Raw genomic sequence first — 20,492 nt, forward strand, 5'->3', positions numbered from 1 at the left:
TGTGCATTTCTGGAGTGATTCAAATGAATAACAAAAACCGTTTCATGGGCCTGCTGGCCAGCTTGGCGCTCGCATTGGCCGTTGGGTCCGCGCAGGCGCAAGCCCCGGTGTCTTTGCTCAACGTGTCGTATGACCCAACCCGTGAGCTGTACGTCGAATTCAACCAGGCCTTTGCCAAGCACTGGAAAGCCAAGACGGGGCAGGACGTGTCGATCCGGCAGTCACACGGTGGCTCTGGCAAGCAGGCCCGCTCGGTGATCGATGGCAACGATGCCGATGTGGTCACGCTGGCTCTGGCGGGTGATGTGGATGCCCTGCATACCAACGGCAAGCTCATTCCCAAAGACTGGCAAAAGCGTTTGCCGCACAACAGCTCGCCCTACACCTCCACCATCGTGCTGGTGGTGCGCGCGGGCAACCCCAAGGGCGTCAAGGATTGGGATGATTTGGTGCGCCCAGACATCAAGGTCATCACCCCCAACCCCAAAACTTCGGGCGGTGCGCGCTGGAATTATTTGGCCGCCTGGGAGTTCGCCAAACGCCAATACGGCAGCGATGCCAGGGCCCAAGCCTTTGTGGCCAATCTCTACAAAAACGTGCCGGTGCTGGACACCGGGGCACGCGGCTCGTCGGTGACTTTTGCGCAGCGCAACCAAGGCGATGTGTTCATTTCTTGGGAAAACGAGGCGCACCTGCTGGAGAAAGAATTTGGCAACCGGGTGGACATCGTCTACCCCTCGCTGTCGATCCTGGCCGAGCCGCCTGTGGCTTTGGTCGACAAAAACGTCGACCGCAAAGGCACACGCGCCGTGGCACAGGCTTATCTGGAATACCTCTACAGCGATGAGGCGCAAGAGTTGGCGGGCAAGCATTTTTACCGCCCCCGCCATGAAAAATTCTTGGCCAAGTACGCCGCCAAGCTGTCCAAAATGCAGCTGTTCACCTTGGAAAAAGCCTTTGGCAGCTGGGAGCAAGTGGGCAAAGAACACTTTGCCGATGGCGGCATCTTCGACCTGATTTACGCCCGCCCATGAACGTCTATAGGCAAATATTGACATAAGCAAACTACAAATGATTCGTTTGAGATTTAAAGAGGCGCTCCCACAATCGCGGCCATGACTGGATGAACTTGGGTCCCAAGGATCAGCCAAGCCCCTCAAAACCTGCCATGTCTGGCATTCATCAGACCGGATCACCATGAAAAAACTCACCCACATCGCATTGGCCACCACCCTGGCCTTGACCGGCTTTGCCGCCAGCGCTCAAAACTTGCTCAACGCCTCGTACGACGTGGCGCGCGAGTTCTACAAGGACTACAACGCCGCTTTTGTGGCGCACTACAAAAAGACGACCGGCAAGGACATCAAGATCGACCAGGCCCATGGCGGCTCCAGCGCGCAGGCGCGTGCGGTCAACGACGGTCTGGACGCCGATGTGGTGACCATGAACACGACCACCGATGTGGAATTTTTGGCCAGCACCGGCATCGTGGCCAAAGACTGGAGCAAGCGCTTTGCCCACAACGCAGCGCCCACCACCTCGACCATGTTGTTCCTCACGCGCAACGGCAACCCCAAGAACATCAAGGACTGGGACGACCTGATCAAGCCCGGCATCCAGGTGATCGTGGTCAACCCCAAAACCGGTGGCAACGGCCGCATGGCCTATATGGCGGCTTGGGGCTACGCCAAGAAAAAGGGCGCAAGTGATGCGCAGGCTGCCGAGTTCGTGGGCAATCTCTACAAAAACGTGCCGGTGTTGGCCAAGGGCGGGCGCGATGCGACCACCATCTTCTTGCAGCGCAACATCGGCGATGTGCTGGTGACCTTCGAGTCCGAAGTGGTCTCGGTGGACCGCGAATTTGGTGCGGGCAAGGTGGATGCGATTCACCCGTCCATCAGCATCGTGGCAGAAAACCCGGTGGCGGTGGTGGAGCGCACGGTGGCCAAAAAAGGCACGGGCGCCGTGGCCAAGGCCTACCTGGATTACCTGTACTCTGAAGAGGCCCAAGAGATCGCGGCCAAGCACGCGCTGCGTCCACGTTCGCAGGCTGTGCTCAGAAAGCACGCCCAAACCTTCAAGCCTTTGCAGCTTTTCACGGTAGACGAAGTGTTTGGCTCCTTTGCCGAAGCGCAGCGGGTGCACTTCAACGACGGCGGCCAGTTCGACAAGATTTACACCGTCAAATAAGTTCCCGCCATGACCGCATTGCCCATCGCGGCGCCTGCCAAACGGTGGGTGCCCGCCAGGGTGTTGCCCGGGTTCAACCTGACCCTCGGCTTCACCCTGTTTTACCTGTGCTTGATCGTGCTGATTCCGCTCTCAGCCCTGGTCTTCAAAACCTTCACCCTGAGCTGGGACCAGTTCTGGGTGGCCGTGACGAGCCCGCGCGTGATGGCGTCTTACCGGCTGACCTTTGGCGCGTCGCTGATCGCCGCATTGGTCAATGTGTTTTTTGGCCTGCTGGTGGCCTGGGTGCTGGTGCGTTATGACTTCTTTGGCAAAAAGATCGTCGATGCCTTGGTCGATTTGCCCTTTGCGCTGCCCACCGCAGTGGCGGGCATTTCGCTGACGGCTTTGCTGGCGGGCAATGGCTGGGTTGGCCAGTTCCTGGAGCCTTGGGGCATTCAGCTGGCCTTCAACCCCAACGGGGTGGTGATTGCACTCATCTTCATTGGCTTGCCCTTTGTGGTGCGCACGGTGCAGCCGGTGCTGGAAGACACCGAAAAAGAACTCGAAGAAGCGGCCACTTGCCTGGGCGCCACGCGCTGGCAAACCTTCAGCCGAGTCATTTTCCCGAGCATTGCGCCTGCGTTACTGACCGGCTTTGCCATGGCTTTTGCGCGGGCCATTGGTGAGTACGGCTCGGTCATTTTCATCGCCGGCAACATGCCCATGGTGTCCGAGATCACGCCGCTGATCATCATCGGCAAGCTGGAGCAATACGACTACGCGGGTGCCACAGCGGTGGCCTTGGTGATGTTGGTCATCTCGTTCATGTTGCTCTTGGTCATCAACGCTTTGCAAACCTGGCAACGCCGCCGTTCGGGAGCTTCGTCATGAGCCCATCCCTCACCGCCAACAAAGTCCAGGCAGGCACCACCGAGGCCCGCTGGATTCGCCGCAGCCTGATTGGCCTGGCGCTGTTGTTCATGTTTTTGTTTTTGGTCTTGCCCTTGGCGGCGGTGTTCACCGAAGCCCTGCGCAAAGGTCTGGATGCTTATCTGGAGGCGCTCAAGGAGCCCGATGCCTGGTCTGCGATTCGCCTGACGCTGATCGTGGCGGCCGTGGCGGTGCCGCTCAATTTGGTGTTTGGCGTGGCGGCGGCCTGGGCCATTGCCAAGTACGAGTTCAAGGGCAAGTCGCTGTTGACCACGTTGGTGGACTTGCCGTTTTCGGTGTCGCCCGTGGTGGCAGGCTTGGTCTATGTGCTGGTGTTTGGGGCCCATGGCTGGTTTGGCCCTTGGTTGCAAGCCAACGACATCAAGATCGTGTTCGCGGTGCCGGGCATCATCTTGGCCACCGTGTTTGTCACCTTTCCCTTCATTGCACGCGAGTTGATTCCGCTCATGCAAGCTCAAGGCAGCGAAGAAGAGCAGGCGGCCATCGTGTTGGGTGCCACGGGTTGGCAAACCTTTTGGCGGGTCACTTTGCCCAACATCAAATGGGGCCTGTTGTACGGCGTCATCTTGTGCAACGCACGCGCCATGGGCGAGTTCGGTGCGGTGTCGGTGGTGTCGGGCCACATCCGGGGGCAGACCAACACCATGCCTTTGCATGTGGAGATCCTCTACAACGAATACCAGTCGGTGGCTGCTTTTGCCGTGGCATCGCTGCTGGCTTTGCTGGCCCTGGTCACCCTGGCCATCAAGTCCTTTATTGAATGGCGTCACGCCCAAGAAATGCAAGCCTCGGCCAACACCCCGCCTGAGCAGCCATCCCACTGACATCCCCTTGAGATTCTGGTTAGAAACATGAGCATCGAAATCCGCAACGTCCACAAACAGTTTGGTGACTTCACCGCGCTGAACAACGTCAGCCTCGACATCGAGTCGGGCGAACTCGTCGCCTTGCTGGGGCCATCGGGCTGCGGCAAAACCACGCTGCTGCGCATCATCGCGGGGTTGGAGACGGCCGACCAGGGCACGATCGCCTTCAGTGGCGAAGACACCACCCATGTGCATGTGCGCGAGCGCCAGGTGGGTTTTGTGTTCCAGCACTACGCGCTGTTCCGCCACATGACGGTGTTCGAAAACGTGGCCTTTGGCCTGCGCGTCAAGCCGCGCAATCAGCGTCCGAGCGAATCCTGAAATCAAACGCAAGGTGCATGAGCTCTTGGGTTTGGTGCAACTCGATTGGCTGGCCGACCGCTACCCCTCGCAGTTGTCGGGCGGTCAAGCGCCAACGCATTGCAGCTGGCCCGCGCGCTGGCCGGTCGAGCCCAAGGTGCTGCTGCTGGACGAGCCCTTTGGCGCGCTGGACGCCAAGGTGCGCAAGGAGCTGCGCCGCTGGTTGCGCCGCCTGCACGACGAGTTGCATGTGACCAGCATCTTTGTCACGCACGACCAGGAAGAAGCCCTGGAGGTGGCCGACCGCGTGGTGCTGATGAACAAGGGCAACATCGAACAGATCGGCTCGCCCCAACAGGTGTGGGACCACCCGGCCAGCCCATTTGTGTATGGCTTTTTGGGCGATGTGAACCTGTTCCATGGCCGCGCCCACGAAGGCGAGATGCTGATTGGCGCCGACCAACACGCCATCCGCCTGGAAAGCCCCGAGCACGGCCAAGTGCAAGACGCCAAAGCCTTTGCCTATGTGCGCCCGCACGACCTGGATGTGACGCGTTACACATCGGGCACCGCCCACACCGGCATCGTGGCCAAGCTGACCCGTGCCATCGTGGTGGGGCCTGTGGCACGGCTGGAGTTGGAGCCGGTGGAGGCGGGCATGTTTGGCAAGGATGCGGTGATCGAAGCGCAGTTGTCGGCATCGCAATACCGCCAGCAAGACTTCAAGGAAGGGGAGACTTTGGTCTTGACACCGCGCAAGGCACGGGTGTTTGTGGAGGGCTGAAGTCTCTTGGGTTAAGCTTTGCAGATCACTTTCAAGGATCTGCCATGAGCGAACCTTCTGCCTTCGGCTTTGGCCAATTCGTACCGGGTTTTGATTTTTTACAAAACCTGTCCAAAACCGCATCGGCCGCCCAGCCCACAGCGGCTGCTGGCATCCCCGGCATGGCCAGCTGGGTCGCGCCCACGCTGAGCATCGAAGACATCGACAAACGCATCCAAGAATTGAAGTCGGTGCTGTTTTGGTTGGAGCAAAACACCACCGCACTCAAAGCCACCATCCAGGCCATGGAGGTGCAAAAAATGACCTTGACCACCTTGCAAAGCATGAACGTCAACATGGCCGATTTGGCCAAGGCGTTCACAGCCAAGCCCCCGGTCAGTGAGCCTGCACCAGCCGCACCCGCCGACACCGCCAGCGCATCCAAGTCTTCGCTGTTCAGCCCCAAGCCTTCGCCAGAAGCGGCCACACAAGAGCCCACGCCAAGCGAAGCGCCAGCGGAAGAAACCAGCCAGACCCGCGAAGCCAAGACCGCCGAATCGGCGAGTCAGCCTGCCGTGGACCCGATGCAATGGTGGGGCGCGTTGACACAGCAGTTTCAGACCATTGCCTCCGCCGCTTTGAAGGATGTGGCTGGCGAGGCCATGAAAGCTGGCATGAGCGCCTCCAACGCCAAGGCGAAAAAGACGGCCAGCGCCAAGCCCCCCAAGACTGCGACCAGCAAACAAGGCAAAGCCGCCCGCAAACCCAACGCAGCATCGGACACAAGTCAAAGCCCACGCCGGGGCCTCAGCGCGAAGATCGCATCTGCGAAACCCACAAGACCCGCTGTGGGCACCAAAACCACCCAAGCCGCCAAGACCGTCCCGGGCAAACAGCCAGCCATCAAGTCGGCCAATCAGGCCACGCGAAAAACCGCTTTGAAATAAGTTATCTATGAAGTTGTTTCCCTGTGGCCATGCCACGCACCCACAGTGGCGCATGGCGGCAGCCCTCGTGCTGGCCCAGTTGCAGTCTCAAATGGCTTTGCCGGACTACGCGAGCCAACCTCGTCTGGGGCTGCTGTACATCACCGACCATTTCGCACCAGACGCACAAGACTTGCTCGTCCATCTGCGTCAGGGCTTGCCAGGAGTGACCGACTGGGCGGGCACCGTTGGCATTGGCGTGGCTGTGAACAACGCCGAGTACTTTGACGAACCCGCGATGGCACTCATGCTGTGCGACCTGGCACCCGAGCAATACCGGGTGTTTTCCGGGGTGTCCCCCTTGCCCGCGGACTGGGCCAATGCCGCCTTGGTGCACGCCGACCCCCACACGCCCGAGTTGACCGAATTGATCGGCGAGATGGCAGCGCGCACCCGGCAAGGCTATTTGTTTGGTGGCCTCAGCGCCAGCCGTTCGCGCAGCATGCAATTTGCGGTGCGGGCCGATGATGCAGGTGACCCCATGGCGCACGGTGGTGTGCTCGAAGGGGGCTTGAGCGGCGTCGCCTTTTCACCCCAAGTAAAGCTGTTGTCCCGGGTCACGCAAGGCTGCCAGCCCATCGCACCCGAGCGCGAAATCACCCAAGCCGAAGGCCATGTGGTGCTGCAACTGGCGGGCGAACCTGCACTCGATGTGATGCTGGCCGATTTGGGCATCAGCCTGAGCGAGCCCCAAAAGGCCATCGCAGTGGTGCGCTCGACCCTGGTTGGGCTGAGCGCGGCTGGGCAATCGGGGGTGGGACGCACAGGCCACCTGGGTCACGATGTGCGCGTGCGCCACATCATTGGCCTGGACCCGCTGCGCCACGGTGTGGCCATTGCTGAACACCTGCAAGCGGGTATGCGCCTGGCTTTTTGTCGCAGGGATGTGCAGGCAGCGCGTGCCGACTTGGTGCGCGTGTGTGCCGAGATTCGCGAAGAGCTCGAGCCGGAGTCACTCTCCATCGAGGCCATCAACGCCTTGAGCGATGACCCATCGCCCACCATGCCCCCAGCGGGCCAGCGCATCGCTGGTGCGGTCTATGTGAGTTGCACAGGTCGCGGCGGTCCGCACTTTGGTGGTCCAAATGCCGAATTGCAGATCATTCGGCACGCGCTGGGAGACGTGCCCTTGGTGGGCTTTTTTGCGGCCGGCGAGATCGGGCGACAGCAACTGTATGGCTACACCGGGGTGTTGACGGTCTTCACCACAGATTGAACGTCAGCCACCTGCACCGACCCTCAAGCCTGCGGCCATTTGCGCCGCCCAACCTCGTGGATCATGTGCTTCTTGAAGGCCTGCGCCAGAGGCGATAGCCTTTTGCTGGCCGGATAAACGATGTGCCAAGCCGATGAAACGGGAAAACCCTTCATGTCGATCACACTCACGCCGTTTTCCTTTTTTAGCCCGTGCAAGGCATGGCGCGACACCACCCCCAAACCCAAACCACCGGCCACCGACTCCTTGACGGCTTCATTGCTGCCCAACTCCAGACGCACGTCCGGGCGAAATTTCATTTTTCGGAAGTATTGATCAGCCGCCATGCGGGTGCCCGAGCCTTTTTCGCGAACGATGAAGCGACGCTGCGCCAATTCGTGCAAAGGCACCTGGGCACGCTTGGCCAAAGGGTCTGAGCTGGGCGCTATCACCACAATCGGATTGGGCATGAAGGCCTCATCCCCCAAATCCATGTCTTTGGGGGGCATCGACATGATGTAAAGGTCGTCGAGGTTTTCACGCAATCGTTGCACCACCCCGTCGCGGTTGAGGATTTCCAGCGATACATCAATGGCCGGATGCTTGTTGCAAAAACTGCCGATCAGATGCGGCATGAAGTAATTGGCCGTGCTGACCACTGCCACGCGCAACTTGCCCCGCGACAAACCCTTGGCGGCATCAACGTTTTGCTCAAAGGCATCCCAGGTTTGCGCCATGGCGCGGCCTGTGACAGCCAACTCTTTGCCTGCATCGGTCAGGTAAATCTTTTTACCGATCACTTCATACAAAGCCAGCCCCACCGACAAGCTCAATTCCTTGAGTTGCATGGAGGCGGTCGGTTGGGTCACATGCATCACTTTGGCCGCTGCACTCACGCTGCCGGTTTCAGCCAAAGCCAGGAACAAACGCAACTGGCGGAAAGTCACATTCATTGAATTTGACCTATACATGCATATTGAAGAATCGATTTTACAAGATTGAAACAAATTTCTATGATCACTTGAAGGAATAACGAATGCAAAATCTGATCGATCCCGCCATCCTCTTTTTCATCTTTGGTGTACTGGCTGGCACCGTCAAGTCCAACCTTGAAATCCCCCCTGCCATTTCCCGCTTTCTGTCCTTGTACCTGTTGATGGCCCTGGGTCTGAAGGGCGGCTTCGCGCTGTCCCAGTCGGGTCTGACCGCCAGTGTGGGGGTGAGCCTGGTGGCAGCCGTGGCACTGGCGACCCTCATCCCCCTGATGGGCTATGCCATCTTGCGGCGCTTCGTGTCTGGCTTTGATGCGGCTGCGGTGGCGGCCACTTATGGCTCTGTAAGTGCGGTGACTTTTGTAACGGCAGTGCAGTACCTGGAAAACCAGGATATCGCTTACGGCGGTCACATGGCCGCTGCCATGGCTTTGATGGAGTCTCCTGCCATCATCTTGGCGGTGGTATTTGCCAACTCGCTGCGACAAAAGGCAGCCAAAGGCGCATTGATCTCCAACGCAGGTGAGGCTGCCCCCAAAGCCGGTGTATCGGTGGGCAAGATCCTGCACGAGTCCTTCACAGACGGGGCACAACTGCTGCTCTTGGGGGCCATGGCAATTGGCATGGTCACGGGCGATGCCGGCAAAGCGGCGATGCAGCCCTTCTCGGTAGACCTGTTCAAGGGCATGCTGGCCTTCTTCTTGCTGGACATGGGTTTGATGGCCGCGCGCAATCTGCCGCAGGTCAAAGGCAAGTCTCCGGTTTTGATTGCCTATGCCGTGATCGGCCCGCTGAGCCATGCCGCATTGGCTTTGGGCTTGGCATTTGTGCTGAATTTGTCTGCTGGCAATGGTGCCCTGCTCATGGTGCTGGCTGCAAGTGCATCCTATATTGCGGTGCCGGCTGTGCTGCGCTATGCGCTGCCCGAAGCGAACCCTTCGCTGTATTTCGGTCTGAGCCTGGGCATCACCTTCCCTTTGAACATTGTGTTCGGAATTCCCGTTTATGTGGCGATTGCCCAGCGGGTTCTGATGTGAGGCTTGCATGGACAGCACCGATCGGAACGCAGTTCAAGCACGCCGCGTGGCGTTTCTCACGCAACACGGCAAACAAGATCTGGTACGGGGGCCTTTGGCTGCGGCTTTGGGTTGTGAGCTGGTTCACACCGATGCTTACAACACCGACCAACTGGGCACCTTCACCCGTGAAGTCGCCCGCCCGGGCTCACAACTTGATGCAGCCCGACGCAAAGCCAAACTTGGCATGGCCTTGACCGGTGCCCCGGTCGGCATCGCCAGCGAAGGCTCATTCGGGTCAGACCCCTTTGGGGGTTTCATGCCCTGGAACACCGAGCTGTTACTCTGGTTAGACCCCAGCCAGAATCTTGAAGTCACCGGACTCGCGCAAGGCCCAGCACAAAGCCTGCACAGATGCGTCAACAGTCTGGACGAGTTGATGGCATTTGCCCAACAAGCCAGATTTCCCGCGCATCATCTGGTGCTGCGGCCCGACCATCAGGACCACCCCGACATCATCAAAAACATCCAAGATGAGCCCTCGCTGCTGCAGGCCTTTGTGCAAGTTCAGGGCCGTTCGAGCAGTGGCAGGGTTTTCGTGGAAAACGACCTGCGGGCATTTTGCAACCCCACACGACAAGACCTCATCCGCCAAGCCTGCGACGACTTGATTCGCAAACTGCAGTCCCAATGCCCACAGTGCCAAAGTCCAGGGTTCTGGGTCAAGTCGCGTGTTGCAGGGCTGCCGTGCCGGGTCTGTGGTCAGAAGACGCGCCTGCCCATTGGCGAGATTTGGCACTGCACGCAATGCCAGCACGAGGAACAACGCGCCACACCGACGCCGCCCTGGGCCGACCCCAGCCGCTGCGATTTTTGCAACCCCTGAATATGGCTCGGTCTGTCAGGGGGCTGCCCGAACCGGGCGCATGTGCCCCCGGCCTCCTTGGCGCTGCGCCCAAACCGGCAAGACCCATTGACTAATAGCCTGCTGGTTTTGGGGGCCACGGTGGTCACTCGCAAAGGCCAAGCCCCAAAAGCAGGGCGTTGATCATCCCATGACCCGTCGCCAGAGCATCAATAGGGCTTCACGCTCCTCAATCGCTTGGTTCATGGGAACATCGGTGGGCTCTTCGTTCAGGCGGGCATGGTGCTGGATTCGCCTCATTTCCCGATAAGCGTTGGCTGACGACTCACCCATGCCCAAGGGCAGCAAGCCTGCTTTTTCAGCCCGTTGCAGCAAGGCAATGTTGCCCACGTTGTCAGCCAGCTCTGGGTGGGCGGCGGTATGCAGCAACACCAGGTATTGGACTGCAAATTCGGCATCCACCATGCCGCCCGGGCTGTGTTTCACATCAAAACGATTGGTCTTGACCGGGTGACCCTGTCGCACGCGCTCGCGCATGGCCACGATTTCGGCTTTGAGGCTGACCGCGTCGCGCGGGGCGCTGATGACGGCGTGGCGCACGGCGTCAAAGCGGGGGGCCAGGCTGGGCCAGCCCATGACAAAACGGGCGCGCGTCATGGCCTGGTGCTCCCAGGTCCAAGCGGTGTTGCTGCCGCGTTGTTGCTGGTAGTCGGCATAGGCTTCAAAGCGGGTGACCAGCAGACCCGAGTTGCCGTTGGGGCGCAGGGCGGTATCGATTTCGTACACATCACCTTCGGCGGTTTTGACCGTCATCCAGTTGATCATTTTGCGCACGTAGCTGGCATAGATTTCCTGGGCGCGTTCATCTTCGTCGTCATACACAAACACGATGTCCAGGTCGCTGCCATAGCCCAATTCTTTGCCACCCAATTTGCCGTAGCCGATGATGGCCATCGCTGGTTCGTCGCGGTGGCGGTTTTTCAGGCGGTCCCAGCACCAGCGGGCCGTCACGCGCAACACCGCATCCGCCAGGGCGCTCAGGTCGTCGGCCACTTGCTCCACCGTGAGCACGCCTTCCACATCGCGGGCCAAGGTTCGGAACTGCTCGGCGTGGTGGGCGCGACGCAGCAGGTTCATCAGGCTTTCTTCGTCGTCTTCGCCCGTGCGCTGCAGGGCGGCCCGCCGCGCTTGGAGCTCCGCTTCAAACTCGGCAGCGTCAAAGCGGGTGTCAAACAAGTTGCCCCCGGCCAGCTCGTCGATCACGCCCGGATGCTGCAACAAATACCGTGCAGGCCACTTGGCCGCGCCAAGCAAACGCAACAGGCGTTCGTAAACCGAAGGACGCTCCAGCATCAGGGCCAAGTAACTTTCGCGGCGCAGCAAGGGCTCGATCCAGTCGGCCATGCGCAGCACGGCCACTTCGCTGATGCGGCCTTCGCCCAGCCACTGGGCGGTGCGCTGGAGCAAACGCATCAGCCGCCCACGCGCGTCATCGCGCAAGGCCAGCACGCGCGGGTTGTCAACCCACTGGGCCAGTCGAACGCGCACCGGGCCTATGAAATCGCTGAGCACCGACTCCAACTCGGCGTGTTCGCGGCCATGGCCGCTCTTGCCATTTTTGCCGTTGCAGGTTTTGCAATCTCGGTCGCCGCCGAGCAAGGTGTCGAACTCCTGCGCCACGACTTCACGGTGCGCGTCCAGCGCGCTCAAGAAGCTGCACGTGCTGGCATGCCCCAGCGTCTGCGCGATCCAGGCCAAATCATCGTCGCGGGTGGGCAGCACATGGGTTTGCTGGTCGTCCAGGTACTGGATGCGGTGCTCTACCTGACGCAAGAACACATAGGCCGCGCTCAGGGCGTCGGCGGTGGCCTGCGGCATGAGGCCGGCTTTGGCCACGCGCTGCAAGGCGTCCAGGGTGGGGCGGGTGCGCAATTCAGGAAACTGCCCACCGCGCACCACTTGGAGCAATTGCACCGTGAACTCGATCTCGCGGATGCCCCCGCGTGACAGCTTCACATCGTTGGCACGTTCCGGATGGCCTGCGCTGCGCTTGGCAGCATGGTCGCGGATTTGCTGGTGCAGCGTGCGCAGCGACTCGAACACGTTGTAATCGAGGTAACGGCGAAACACAAAGGGCAGCACCACCGCCCGCAGCGCCTGGGCCGAACCATTGAGCATGGCCGTGCGGGGCGCGACCACGCGGCTTTTCATCCAGGCAAAACGTTCCCATTCGCGCCCCTGCACCAGCAAATACTCTTCCAACGCGCCCAGCGAGACCACGCTGGGCCCCGAGTTGCCGTTGGGGCGCAGCGCCAAATCGACCCGGAACACAAAGCCGTGTTCGGTGGTGTCACCCATCAGCGCGTACATGCGCTTGACGGCGCGGGTGAAGTACTCCTGACACGACACTTTGTTGCGGCCTTCGCTGTTGCCCAGCGTCTCGCCGTCTTCGTCATAGACATAAATCAAATCGATGTCGCTCGACACGTTCAGCTCGCGCGCACCCAGCTTGCCCATGCCCACGATCCACATCTCAGCGCGCTGGCCGCTGGCTTGGGTGGGTGCGCCATGCAAAGCATCCAGATCGGCCATGACTTGCTGCCAGGCAATGTCGAGTGTGACTTCGGCCAGCCAGGTCATGCTTTGGGTCACCTGGTCAAGGGCCAGCCGACCCGAGCAGTCGAGGTGTGCCAGGCGCTCCAGGGTAAGTTGGCGCAAGACCCTCAGCGCCGCACTGGTGTTCAAATGGGCCGCTGTCAGGGCTTGAAATGCCAGATGCAGGGTCTCACGGGTCGGTATTCCTGGGGCCATCAATGGCAAAAAATCAGCATAACGGCGGTGCAAACGCTGAACAAAGCGGGCATACAGGTGCACAGCGGTGTCGCCCACAGCCGGGGCGTCAAGCACTTGCGGGGGCTTTGCAGGGGCTGAGCTTTGCATCGATCGACTGCGGGTCATAATTCCTGCTGACTTTCTCATTTGTATGTTTGTGCCACATCCACCCGATTTACCCTCCAGCAAACCCCGTCTGCAGCAGTGGCTGGACAGACTGGTTTGGCTGTTTGCATGGGGGTTGCTGATCGCCGGTCTGATGCTGGCTTTGGCTTGGGCAAGCTTGCATTTTTGGATTGTGCCGCGAATCGATGAGTTTCGCCCCGGGCTCGAACGCCTTGCCCGGCAATCATTGGGTGTACCCGTGCGCATTGGCAGTTTGTCTGCTCAAAGTACCGGATGGGTGCCCTCTTTTGAATTGCGTGACATTGAATTGCTCGACGAACAGGGTCGCTCGGGTTTGCGTTTGCCCAAGGTGCTCATCGCCTTGAGCCTGCAATCGGCCATGGGTTTGAAACTGGACCAATTGGTGCTGGACGCCCCCGAATTGGCGGTCCGGCAAACCGCTGAAGGCCATTGGCAAGTGGCGGGCATGGATTGGGGATCGACACTGCAAGGTGACACCGCAGCTGCCGATTGGCTGTTTTCTCAACGCGAAATCATCGTTCGCGGCGGGGTGCTGCGCTGGCATGCCTCCCCATCGCTCGATCAGGGGGACGAACCATCCAAGGCGCTGCAATTGCAGGACGTGGACTTGGTGATCCGCAACTCTGCACGAAAGCACAGCGTGCGCCTGGATGCCACGCCACCGGTTGGCTGGGGTGAGCGCTTTGTCCTGATGGGCCAATTCAGGCGCAAACTTTTGTCCACCCACGCTGGCCGCCATGCGGACTGGTCGGGACAAGCTTATGCCTTCTTCCCGCAGGCCGATTTGGCCCAATTGCGCGCAGCCGCACCCACGCAATGGACACGCACATGGGGTCCTGTCCAGGGCGAAGGCGTTCTTCGACTTTGGGCCGATGTTGACCAAGGACAATGGCGCGGCGCTGTGGCCGACCTGAGTCTGGTCGGCTTTCGCGCGCGCCTGAATGAGCAAGAATTGCCGCTGGCTTTTGAACGGCTGTCAGGGCGGGTGGGGGTTCAAATCCATGAAGACGGGTTTTTGGCCAGCACGCAAGGTCTGTCCTTCGTCAACGACGAGGGGCTGCACTGGCCCGGTGGCAACGTGTCTCTGGACTACACCCGGGCCGTGGGCTCCCGGCCCGCACGGGGTGTTTTACAGGCAGACCAACTGGACTTGCACGCCTTGCGCGAGCTGACATTGCGCTTGCCGCAAGCCGCTGCCGTTCACCCCGCTTTGCAGACGCGCGACATTGCCGGGCTGGTGCGCCACTTGCACCTGCGCTGGCAAGGCGATTGGCCACAGCCCGAAACCTACGAGGCCAAAGCCAGCATTCAGGGGCTGCGTTGGCAACCCGATGCTGCGGACCCGACCCCAGCCACCGGCAAGCCGAGAGCCCATTGGCCCGGTTTTCGCGGTGCCGATGTGAATCTGAACTGGCGTCACGATGGCGGACAGATCGGGGTGCAAATGAGCCACGACAGCGCACTGTGGCTGCCGGGCATCTTGTCACCCGCAGAAGTGCCGATTCAAAGCCTGCAGGCAAATGTCCGCTGGGAACGCTTGACAAACGCACAGGGCGGCGGTTGGCGGGTCCCCCAATGGGATCTCAAAATGACCAATGCCGACCTGCGTGGAGAATGGCGCGGGCATTGGCAAAGTCTGACCGAAGGACCAGGCAAACTGTCGCTGGACGGAACCCTGGAAAAAGCCGACGCGGCTGCGGTCTATCGGTATTTGCCCCTTGGCCTGCCTGCTTCGGTTCGGGATTACTTGCGGGATGCGCTGGTCAAAGGCAGCTACAACAATGTGAGCGTCAAAATCAAGGGTGATTTGGCGAAATTGCCTTTTGCCAACCCCCAGGATGGTGAGTTTCGCTTTTCGGGTAGCGTCAAAGACATCCTCTTTGACATGGTGCCAGCGTCCATCCTGCCAGCAGGCAGCCCAAGTTGGCCTCGTTTGCACGGGCTGCAAGGCCAACTGACTTTTGATCGTTTGGGCTTGCGACTCAAGGACATCAGCACCCGCGCTGGGGAAGGCGCCAACGCCGTGGTGCTGACCTCGCCCATGTTGGAAATCGCCGACATGACCCACCAGCCTCTGCTGCGGGTGCGCGCAGAAAGCCAAAGCAAATCCCCCGACGTCCTGCGGCTGATTCAGCAATCAGCCCTGAGCCCCTTGCTGTCCAATGCGCTGCAAGGAGCGCAAGTGCGAGGCGACATGCAAACACGCTTTGAATTGCGTTTGCCTTTGCTCAACCTGGCGCAATCCAGGGTGCACGGTCAGGTGGTGTTCAACAACAACGATTTGCGCCTGCTCCCCGACACGCCTTGGCTGGAAAAACTGCAAGGCCAACTGCAGTTTCATGAGGCGGGGTTTGTCGTGCAGCGAATGCGGGCCCAACTGTGGGGCGGGCCCGTTGTCATCGAAGGGGGCATGCGACCTTCCAAAACAGCACCTGCGCCCACCGTCGAGTTTCAGGCCCGTGGAAGCGTGAGCGCCGAGGGCCTGCGAACGGCCAAGGAGTTCTATCCACTGGACTGGTTGGCACAGCATGCTCAAGGCAGCACCACCTACAGCGCGCGCCTGGGGTGGCGAGAAGGGCAGCCCGACCTGGTCGTGCAAAGCAGTCTCGAAGGCTTGGCCGTGAACATGCCGGCTCCCCTGGGCAAACCTGCCAAAAGCGCCAGCGCGCTGCACATCCGGATGCGAGCGCGCTCGGACCGTTCCGGGCCGCAAGACCATATTCAAATCAATCTCGCAGACAACACGCGCATCGAATACGTGCGCAGTTTATCGGGCAAAGTCCCCACGGTTTTGCGTGGGATTTGGGGCGTTGGCATTGCCCCCAACCAGATGCCCGCCTTGCCCGATTCGGGGGTCAGCGCAAATGTGGTCATGGATCGCCTGGATGTTGACGAATGGCTGGCCCTGATGCCCGACTCCAAAGCAGTGGGCACAGGCCCGAGCCCACGCCCCACCCCCGGCAATGACACGCCCCCGGTCTGGCAAACCTACTTGCCCACACGAATGGGGCTGAAGGCCCAAACCTTGACCTTGAGTGACCGCAGTTTGCACCAGGTGACAGTCGGAGGAACCCGCGATGGCACCCTATGGCGCACCAACATTGATGCCAGGGAAATGTCCGGCAATTTGACATACCAGCAGTCTTTGAATGGTCAACCTGGGCTGCTTTTTGCCCGTTTGAGTCGGCTGAACCTGCCTCCGGCAGAGTTGGCAGAAGTCGAAACCCTGCTTGAAGCGCCGCCGACACAGCTGCCCGCTCTGGACATCGTGGTGGACGCTTTGACCTTGCGCGGCATTCAAATGGGCCGGGTCGAAATTGAAGCAATCAACCAGGAAACCTCCAAAACCCGATCCGCCACCGGGTCCGAATGGCAGCTCAAAAAATTCAACATCCTTTTGCCAGAAGCACAGATGAAAAGCACGGGCCGATGGTCGAGCGTCAATGAGGGCAGCCCCCTTCGCAAAACCGCAATGGACTTTGTGCTGGATGTCCAAGATGCGGGCGCCCTGCTGAATCGACTGGGCACGCCCAATGCCTTGCGTGGCGGTGTAGGCCAACTGTCCGGAACCATCCATTGGCAAGGCTCGCCCCTGGCCCTGGATTACCCCAGCATGAATGGTCAAATGGAAGTCCGCATGGGTCGCGGTCAATTCCTCAAAGCAGATGCTGGCGCAGCCAAATTGCTGGGTGTACTGAGTCTGCAAGCGCTGCCACGGCGATTGTTGCTGGATTTCAGGGATGTCTTTGCTGAGGGCTTCGCTTTTGACTCGCTGCGAGGCGATGTCACGATCAGCAAAGGCATGGCGCAAACACGCAATCTGCAGATCAAGGGCGTGAACGCATTGGTCTTGTTGGAAGGAGAAGCCGGTCTTTCCCAAGAAACCCAAAACCTGAGGGTCAAAATTTTGCCCCTTGTCGACACAGGCACCACCTCGCTGTTGGCGGGCATGGCCCTGAACCCTGCCGTGGGGCTGACCGCATTTGTCGCGCAGTGGCTCCTGAAAAACCCCCTGGCGCGCGCTTCAAGCCAAGAATTCTTGATCGACGGCAACTGGGACAACCCCCGCGTCACGCGCATCGACAAACGCCCATGACATCCAACGCATTGACGCCCCGGCTGCAAGCTCTGCAACAACGCGCCACCGCCTGGTGGCACACTTTTGAAGAGACTTTGCCCGGCGGGCGTGGCAGGGGCTCTTTGTGGCTTGCCCTGATCGCCCTGGTGTTGGCGTTGTTGATCGTCCTGGTCTGGTTGGCAGGGCGTTACGAAACGAGTCAATTGCAAGCCAATTTGGATCGCGATACGGCAGACGCCGTGAATGATTTGCGGCGTCAAATGACCCGTCAATCGCAAAGCCTGCAAGGCTTGCAATCGAACACACCGGCCGATCTTTTCTGGGGCATTGAGGCTCCGGCCCTTTTGCGCGAACACCGGGAATGGCTGCGCCTGGAGTCGCTCGACTACGAGCTGAAACTCGAAAACCAGGTAGATACCCCCTTTCGCAAACCGATTTCTGATCGCGCCGTGCGCACCGACTCACTCAACGAAACCGCACAGGCGTGTGCAAAGGCGCGCCATATCAACGGGCCAAGCTATTCCAGCACCTATTTTTTGCCGCAAAGCGATGGCATCGGTTTTGAGGTTATGAAAATGTGTTTGCCCCAGACACGAGACGGTGTTTTGATCGGCTTCACCATCGTGACCTATGGTTTGCAAGAACTGCTCAGTGAGATTCTGGGCAACAGCTTTGGGCAGCGCAACGAACTTTCTTTCACCGAACCCGATGGAACACGTCTGGCCATTACGGGCAGTCAAAATCGATCCCTGCGGGTCTTCACTTCTCAACAATTGGTAGACCTGCCAGGCAACACCCTGGTTTTTCGCATGGACGGGCGACACAGCGAGCCCAATCCATTTGCCAATGTCTTGACCGCCTTGGTCACAGCCATGTCCTTTGCCCTGATCACGGTGATGATTTTGCTGGCCAAAGACTCGCGCCGCCGCCTGAAAGCTGAGCGCGACTTGGCCGAAGCCCTGGCTTTTCGCAAAGCCATGGAAGACTCACTGGTCACCGGCCTTCGGGCGCGCGACCTGGGGGGGCGCATCACCTATGTCAACCCTGCTTTTTGTCAAATGGTCGGCTTTGAAGCCGACATGATCACAGGAAGAAATGCGCCCATGCCTTATTGGCCACCCGAGATGGTGGACGAGTACAAGCAACGCCAAGCCATTCGGCTGGCAGGCAATGTCCCGCCCCGCGAGGGTTTTGAGTCGGTGTTCATGCGACAGGACGGCACACGTTTTCCGGTGCTCATCATCGAAGCGCCCTTGATCAGCATGCAAGGCCAACAAACCGGCTGGATGGGTGCCGTGATTGACATCAGCGAGCAGCGCCGCATCGAAGAAATCTCACGATCAAGCCAAGAGCGCCTGCAGGCGACCGCTCGCCTGGCCACGGTTGGTGAAATGGCATCACTGCTGAGCCACGAGCTGAACCAGCCTCTGGCCGCCATTTCGAGTTATGCGAACGGCTCGCTCAACCTGCTCAAAGACCCGCAAGCCAAAGCCAAAACCCTGGATGATGTGCACATGGCACTGCGACGCATTGCCGAGCAAGCCGAACGGGCCGGGCGCGTGATCAACAGCGTGCACGATTTCGTGCGCCGCCGGGATCAGGCGCGCGAACCCTTGACGCCACGTGCACTGTTCGATGCCGTGGCCCCATTGGTCCAACTGCAAGCACGCAAATTGCAAGTGATTGTTCAGACACAGATCGACCCACATCTGCCGGAGGTGATCTGTGACCGCACCATGGTCGAGCAGGTTTTATTGAACCTGGCACGCAACGGCATGCAAGCCATGGACAAACCAGGATGCAGCGATCGGAGGCTGCTGATCAAAGCCCGCCGCGCTGCGTGCAATGCCGATCAAGCCTGGGTAGAGTTTTCTGTGACCGATGTCGGTGAAGGCATCAGCGAATCGGTGTCACAGCAACTGTTCACGCCTTTTTTCACCACCAAAAGCGAAGGCATGGGGCTGGGTTTGAGCCTGTGCCGGACCGTGGTGGAACAACACGGCGGCCATCTGAAGTTTGAAGCGCTGATGCCCAAAGGCACCGTTTTCCGCTTTACCTTGCCCGCCAAGACACCCCTCATTTTGGATAAGATCCACACATGAATTTCACCGACACGCCCACCGTTTTCATTGTGGACGACGATGCCAGCGTTCGCGAAGGCATGGCTTGGCTTTTGCGCACCCGACGTTTGTTCAGCGAGTCGTTTGAAAGTGCCGAGTCTTTCCTGAAGATGCTGGAAAACAATTTTCAGATCATCGGTAGCGCCCCCCCGGCTGAATACACCGGGCCCCGGCATGCCGCCTGCATTTTGCTGGACGTGCGGATGCCTTCGATGAGTGGTTTGGCGCTTTTTGAACATCTGCTGAACAAAGGCTACGCCCATGCTTGGCCCGTGATTTTCCTGACCGGTCATGCCGACGTGCCCACCGCTGTAGACAGCGTCAAGCGGGGCGCATTTGACTTCTGTGAAAAACCCTTCTCGGACAACGCCCTGGTCGATCGGGTGGAGCAGGCGCTGATTTTGTCGCATGAACGTTTGAACGCCCGAACTGAGCAGCAGCGCTTGCAGTCGCAGCTTATGGAGCTGACCGATCGAGAGCGCGCTGTCATGCATCTGGTGGTGGAGGGCATACCCAACAAGCTGATTGCGGACCAACTTGACATCAGCGTGCGCACGGTTGAGGTGCACCGTGCGCGCGTGTTTTACAAAATGGACGTGAAATCGGCAGTGGAACTGGCCAATCTGATGAGGGCATTGTCGTGATCCCGCGTCACGCCGCGCATCCCGGCTCGGCCTCAGCACAGCCTCAACCCCATCGGCGCGCCATGCTGATGGCTTTGGGCGTCGGCCTGACTGGGCTTTTGACAGCCTGCGCTGCCCCACCTGTGGCGCGCCCGGTCAGCCCACTTAACCGACCTGTCGGCCCTTACAACACAGTGCGCAATGACCTGGCCTTGTTTGCTTTGTCTTTGCTCGACACACCTTACCGATGGGGCGGGCGGGGTCCGGCGACCGGATTTGATTGTTCTGGCCTGGTGGCCCACGTTTACCGGGAAGGTGGTGGTATCTCTGTCCAAGGCACCGCCGCCGAGCTGGGACGCAAATCAAGGCCCATTACGCGATCCGCCTTGTTGCCCGGAGATCTGGTTTTTTTCAATACCCTTGGGGCACGCCACTCGCACGTGGGGGTTTATGTGGGTGATGGGCGCTTTGTTCACGCCAGCAATCCCCGCACGGGCGTGCGCGTGGATCACCTGAATCATCGCTATTACGCCCAACGCTTTGAAGGGGCACACACTTTGCTGGACTGAAGGCCTGTGCTTAGGTT

At 59.8% G+C, this 20,492-nt stretch carries 14 protein-coding genes and 1 pseudogene; 13 read left to right on the plus strand and 2 right to left on the minus strand.

Annotated features, from left to right (window positions below; translation table 11 throughout):
• The first annotated feature begins 44 nt into the window (after positions 1-44).
• The 7 genes and pseudogenes from HEQ17_RS13420 (at position 45) to HEQ17_RS13450 (ending at position 7,254) form a co-directional block, all read left to right on the plus strand.
• Positions 45-1,034 carry a sulfate ABC transporter substrate-binding protein gene (locus HEQ17_RS13420; protein ID WP_296293759.1) on the plus strand — a complete coding sequence of 330 codons (990 nt, stop codon included), beginning with the start codon at positions 45-47 and terminating at the stop codon, positions 1,032-1,034.
• A gap of 163 nt (positions 1,035-1,197) precedes the next feature.
• A complete protein-coding gene (locus HEQ17_RS13425; RefSeq protein WP_296293196.1) occupies positions 1,198-2,190 on the plus strand; it encodes a sulfate ABC transporter substrate-binding protein in 993 nt (330 codons plus the stop codon).
• A gap of 9 nt (positions 2,191-2,199) precedes the next feature.
• Positions 2,200-3,063: a sulfate ABC transporter permease subunit CysT gene (gene cysT / locus HEQ17_RS13430; protein ID WP_296293197.1), complete on the plus strand. Its 864-nt coding sequence runs from the start codon at positions 2,200-2,202 to the stop codon at positions 3,061-3,063.
• On the plus strand, positions 3,060-3,947 hold the full coding sequence (cysW, locus tag HEQ17_RS13435) for a sulfate ABC transporter permease subunit CysW (RefSeq protein ID WP_296293198.1): 888 nt from the start codon (positions 3,060-3,062) through the stop codon (positions 3,945-3,947). Before cysT ends, cysW begins: the two co-directional genes overlap by 4 nt.
• A gap of 27 nt (positions 3,948-3,974) precedes the next feature.
• Positions 3,975-5,073, plus strand: a pseudogene (locus HEQ17_RS13440) (sulfate ABC transporter ATP-binding protein).
• A 44-nt stretch (positions 5,074-5,117) separates the two neighbouring features.
• On the plus strand, positions 5,118-5,999 hold the full coding sequence (locus HEQ17_RS13445; RefSeq protein WP_296293199.1) for a PhaM family polyhydroxyalkanoate granule multifunctional regulatory protein: 882 nt from the start codon (positions 5,118-5,120) through the stop codon (positions 5,997-5,999).
• A gap of 7 nt (positions 6,000-6,006) precedes the next feature.
• Entirely contained in the window at positions 6,007-7,254 is a 1,248-nt protein-coding gene (locus HEQ17_RS13450) for an FIST N-terminal domain-containing protein (RefSeq protein ID WP_296293200.1), read from the plus strand.
• Positions 7,255-7,277: 23 nt separating this feature from the next.
• On the opposite strand, the gene HEQ17_RS13455 is transcribed toward HEQ17_RS13450, so the two are convergent.
• Positions 7,278-8,186: a LysR family transcriptional regulator gene (locus tag HEQ17_RS13455; protein WP_296293201.1), complete on the minus strand. Its 909-nt coding sequence runs from the start codon at positions 8,184-8,186 to the stop codon at positions 7,278-7,280.
• Positions 8,187-8,269: 83 nt separating this feature from the next.
• On the opposite strand from HEQ17_RS13455, the gene HEQ17_RS13460 reads away from it, so the two are divergent.
• Positions 8,270-9,262, plus strand: coding sequence for a sodium-dependent bicarbonate transport family permease (locus HEQ17_RS13460; protein ID WP_296293202.1), 993 nt, complete (start codon positions 8,270-8,272; stop codon positions 9,260-9,262).
• Between the two features lie 7 nt (positions 9,263-9,269).
• Positions 9,270-10,127 (plus strand): DUF6671 family protein, encoded by an 858-nt coding sequence (locus HEQ17_RS13465; RefSeq protein ID WP_296293203.1) that lies wholly within the window; start codon positions 9,270-9,272, stop codon positions 10,125-10,127.
• A gap of 162 nt (positions 10,128-10,289) precedes the next feature.
• On the opposite strand, the gene glnE is transcribed toward HEQ17_RS13465, so the two are convergent.
• Positions 10,290-13,046, minus strand: coding sequence for a bifunctional [glutamate--ammonia ligase]-adenylyl-L-tyrosine phosphorylase/[glutamate--ammonia-ligase] adenylyltransferase (gene glnE / locus HEQ17_RS13470; RefSeq protein WP_296293204.1), 2,757 nt, complete (start codon positions 13,044-13,046; stop codon positions 10,290-10,292).
• Positions 13,047-13,089: 43 nt separating this feature from the next.
• Here glnE and HEQ17_RS13475 point away from each other — a divergent pair, with 43 nt between their 5' ends.
• From HEQ17_RS13475 to HEQ17_RS13490, 4 genes are read left to right on the plus strand one after another with little or no spacing between them, the layout of a single operon-like run.
• On the plus strand, positions 13,090-17,181 hold the full coding sequence (locus HEQ17_RS13475) for a YhdP family protein (RefSeq protein WP_296293205.1): 4,092 nt from the start codon (positions 13,090-13,092) through the stop codon (positions 17,179-17,181).
• Positions 17,178-19,265, plus strand: coding sequence for a sensor histidine kinase (locus tag HEQ17_RS13480; RefSeq protein ID WP_296293206.1), 2,088 nt, complete (start codon positions 17,178-17,180; stop codon positions 19,263-19,265). Before HEQ17_RS13475 ends, HEQ17_RS13480 begins: the two co-directional genes overlap by 4 nt.
• On the plus strand, positions 19,262-19,927 hold the full coding sequence (locus HEQ17_RS13485) for a response regulator (RefSeq protein ID WP_296293207.1): 666 nt from the start codon (positions 19,262-19,264) through the stop codon (positions 19,925-19,927). The genes HEQ17_RS13480 and HEQ17_RS13485 overlap by 4 nt, the downstream gene beginning before the upstream one ends.
• Positions 19,924-20,475 carry a C40 family peptidase gene (locus HEQ17_RS13490; protein ID WP_296293208.1) on the plus strand — a complete coding sequence of 184 codons (552 nt, stop codon included), beginning with the start codon at positions 19,924-19,926 and terminating at the stop codon, positions 20,473-20,475. Before HEQ17_RS13485 ends, HEQ17_RS13490 begins: the two co-directional genes overlap by 4 nt.
• The last annotated feature ends 17 nt before the right edge of the window (positions 20,476-20,492 follow it).

Source organism: Limnohabitans sp., assembly GCF_023910625.1.
GTDB lineage: Bacteria > Pseudomonadota > Gammaproteobacteria > Burkholderiales > Burkholderiaceae_C > Limnohabitans_A.

Coding starts and splice junctions, on each gene's coding strand:
- HEQ17_RS13480 (WP_296293206.1), top strand. CDS start 17,178: ATGACATCCAACGCATTGACGCCCCGGCTGCAAGCTCTGCAACAACGC.
- HEQ17_RS13485 (WP_296293207.1), top strand. CDS start 19,262: ATGAATTTCACCGACACGCCCACCGTTTTCATTGTGGACGACGATGCC.
- HEQ17_RS13425 (WP_296293196.1), top strand. CDS start 1,198: ATGAAAAAACTCACCCACATCGCATTGGCCACCACCCTGGCCTTGACC.
- HEQ17_RS13465 (WP_296293203.1), top strand. CDS start 9,270: ATGGACAGCACCGATCGGAACGCAGTTCAAGCACGCCGCGTGGCGTTT.
- HEQ17_RS13475 (WP_296293205.1), top strand. CDS start 13,090: ATGTTTGTGCCACATCCACCCGATTTACCCTCCAGCAAACCCCGTCTG.
- HEQ17_RS13420 (WP_296293759.1), top strand. CDS start 45: ATGGGCCTGCTGGCCAGCTTGGCGCTCGCATTGGCCGTTGGGTCCGCG.
- cysT (WP_296293197.1), top strand. CDS start 2,200: ATGACCGCATTGCCCATCGCGGCGCCTGCCAAACGGTGGGTGCCCGCC.
- HEQ17_RS13450 (WP_296293200.1), top strand. CDS start 6,007: ATGAAGTTGTTTCCCTGTGGCCATGCCACGCACCCACAGTGGCGCATG.
- HEQ17_RS13445 (WP_296293199.1), top strand. CDS start 5,118: ATGAGCGAACCTTCTGCCTTCGGCTTTGGCCAATTCGTACCGGGTTTT.
- HEQ17_RS13460 (WP_296293202.1), top strand. CDS start 8,270: ATGCAAAATCTGATCGATCCCGCCATCCTCTTTTTCATCTTTGGTGTA.
- cysW (WP_296293198.1), top strand. CDS start 3,060: ATGAGCCCATCCCTCACCGCCAACAAAGTCCAGGCAGGCACCACCGAG.
- HEQ17_RS13455 (WP_296293201.1), bottom strand. CDS start 8,186: ATGAATGTGACTTTCCGCCAGTTGCGTTTGTTCCTGGCTTTGGCTGAA.
- glnE (WP_296293204.1), bottom strand. CDS start 13,046: ATGCAAAGCTCAGCCCCTGCAAAGCCCCCGCAAGTGCTTGACGCCCCG.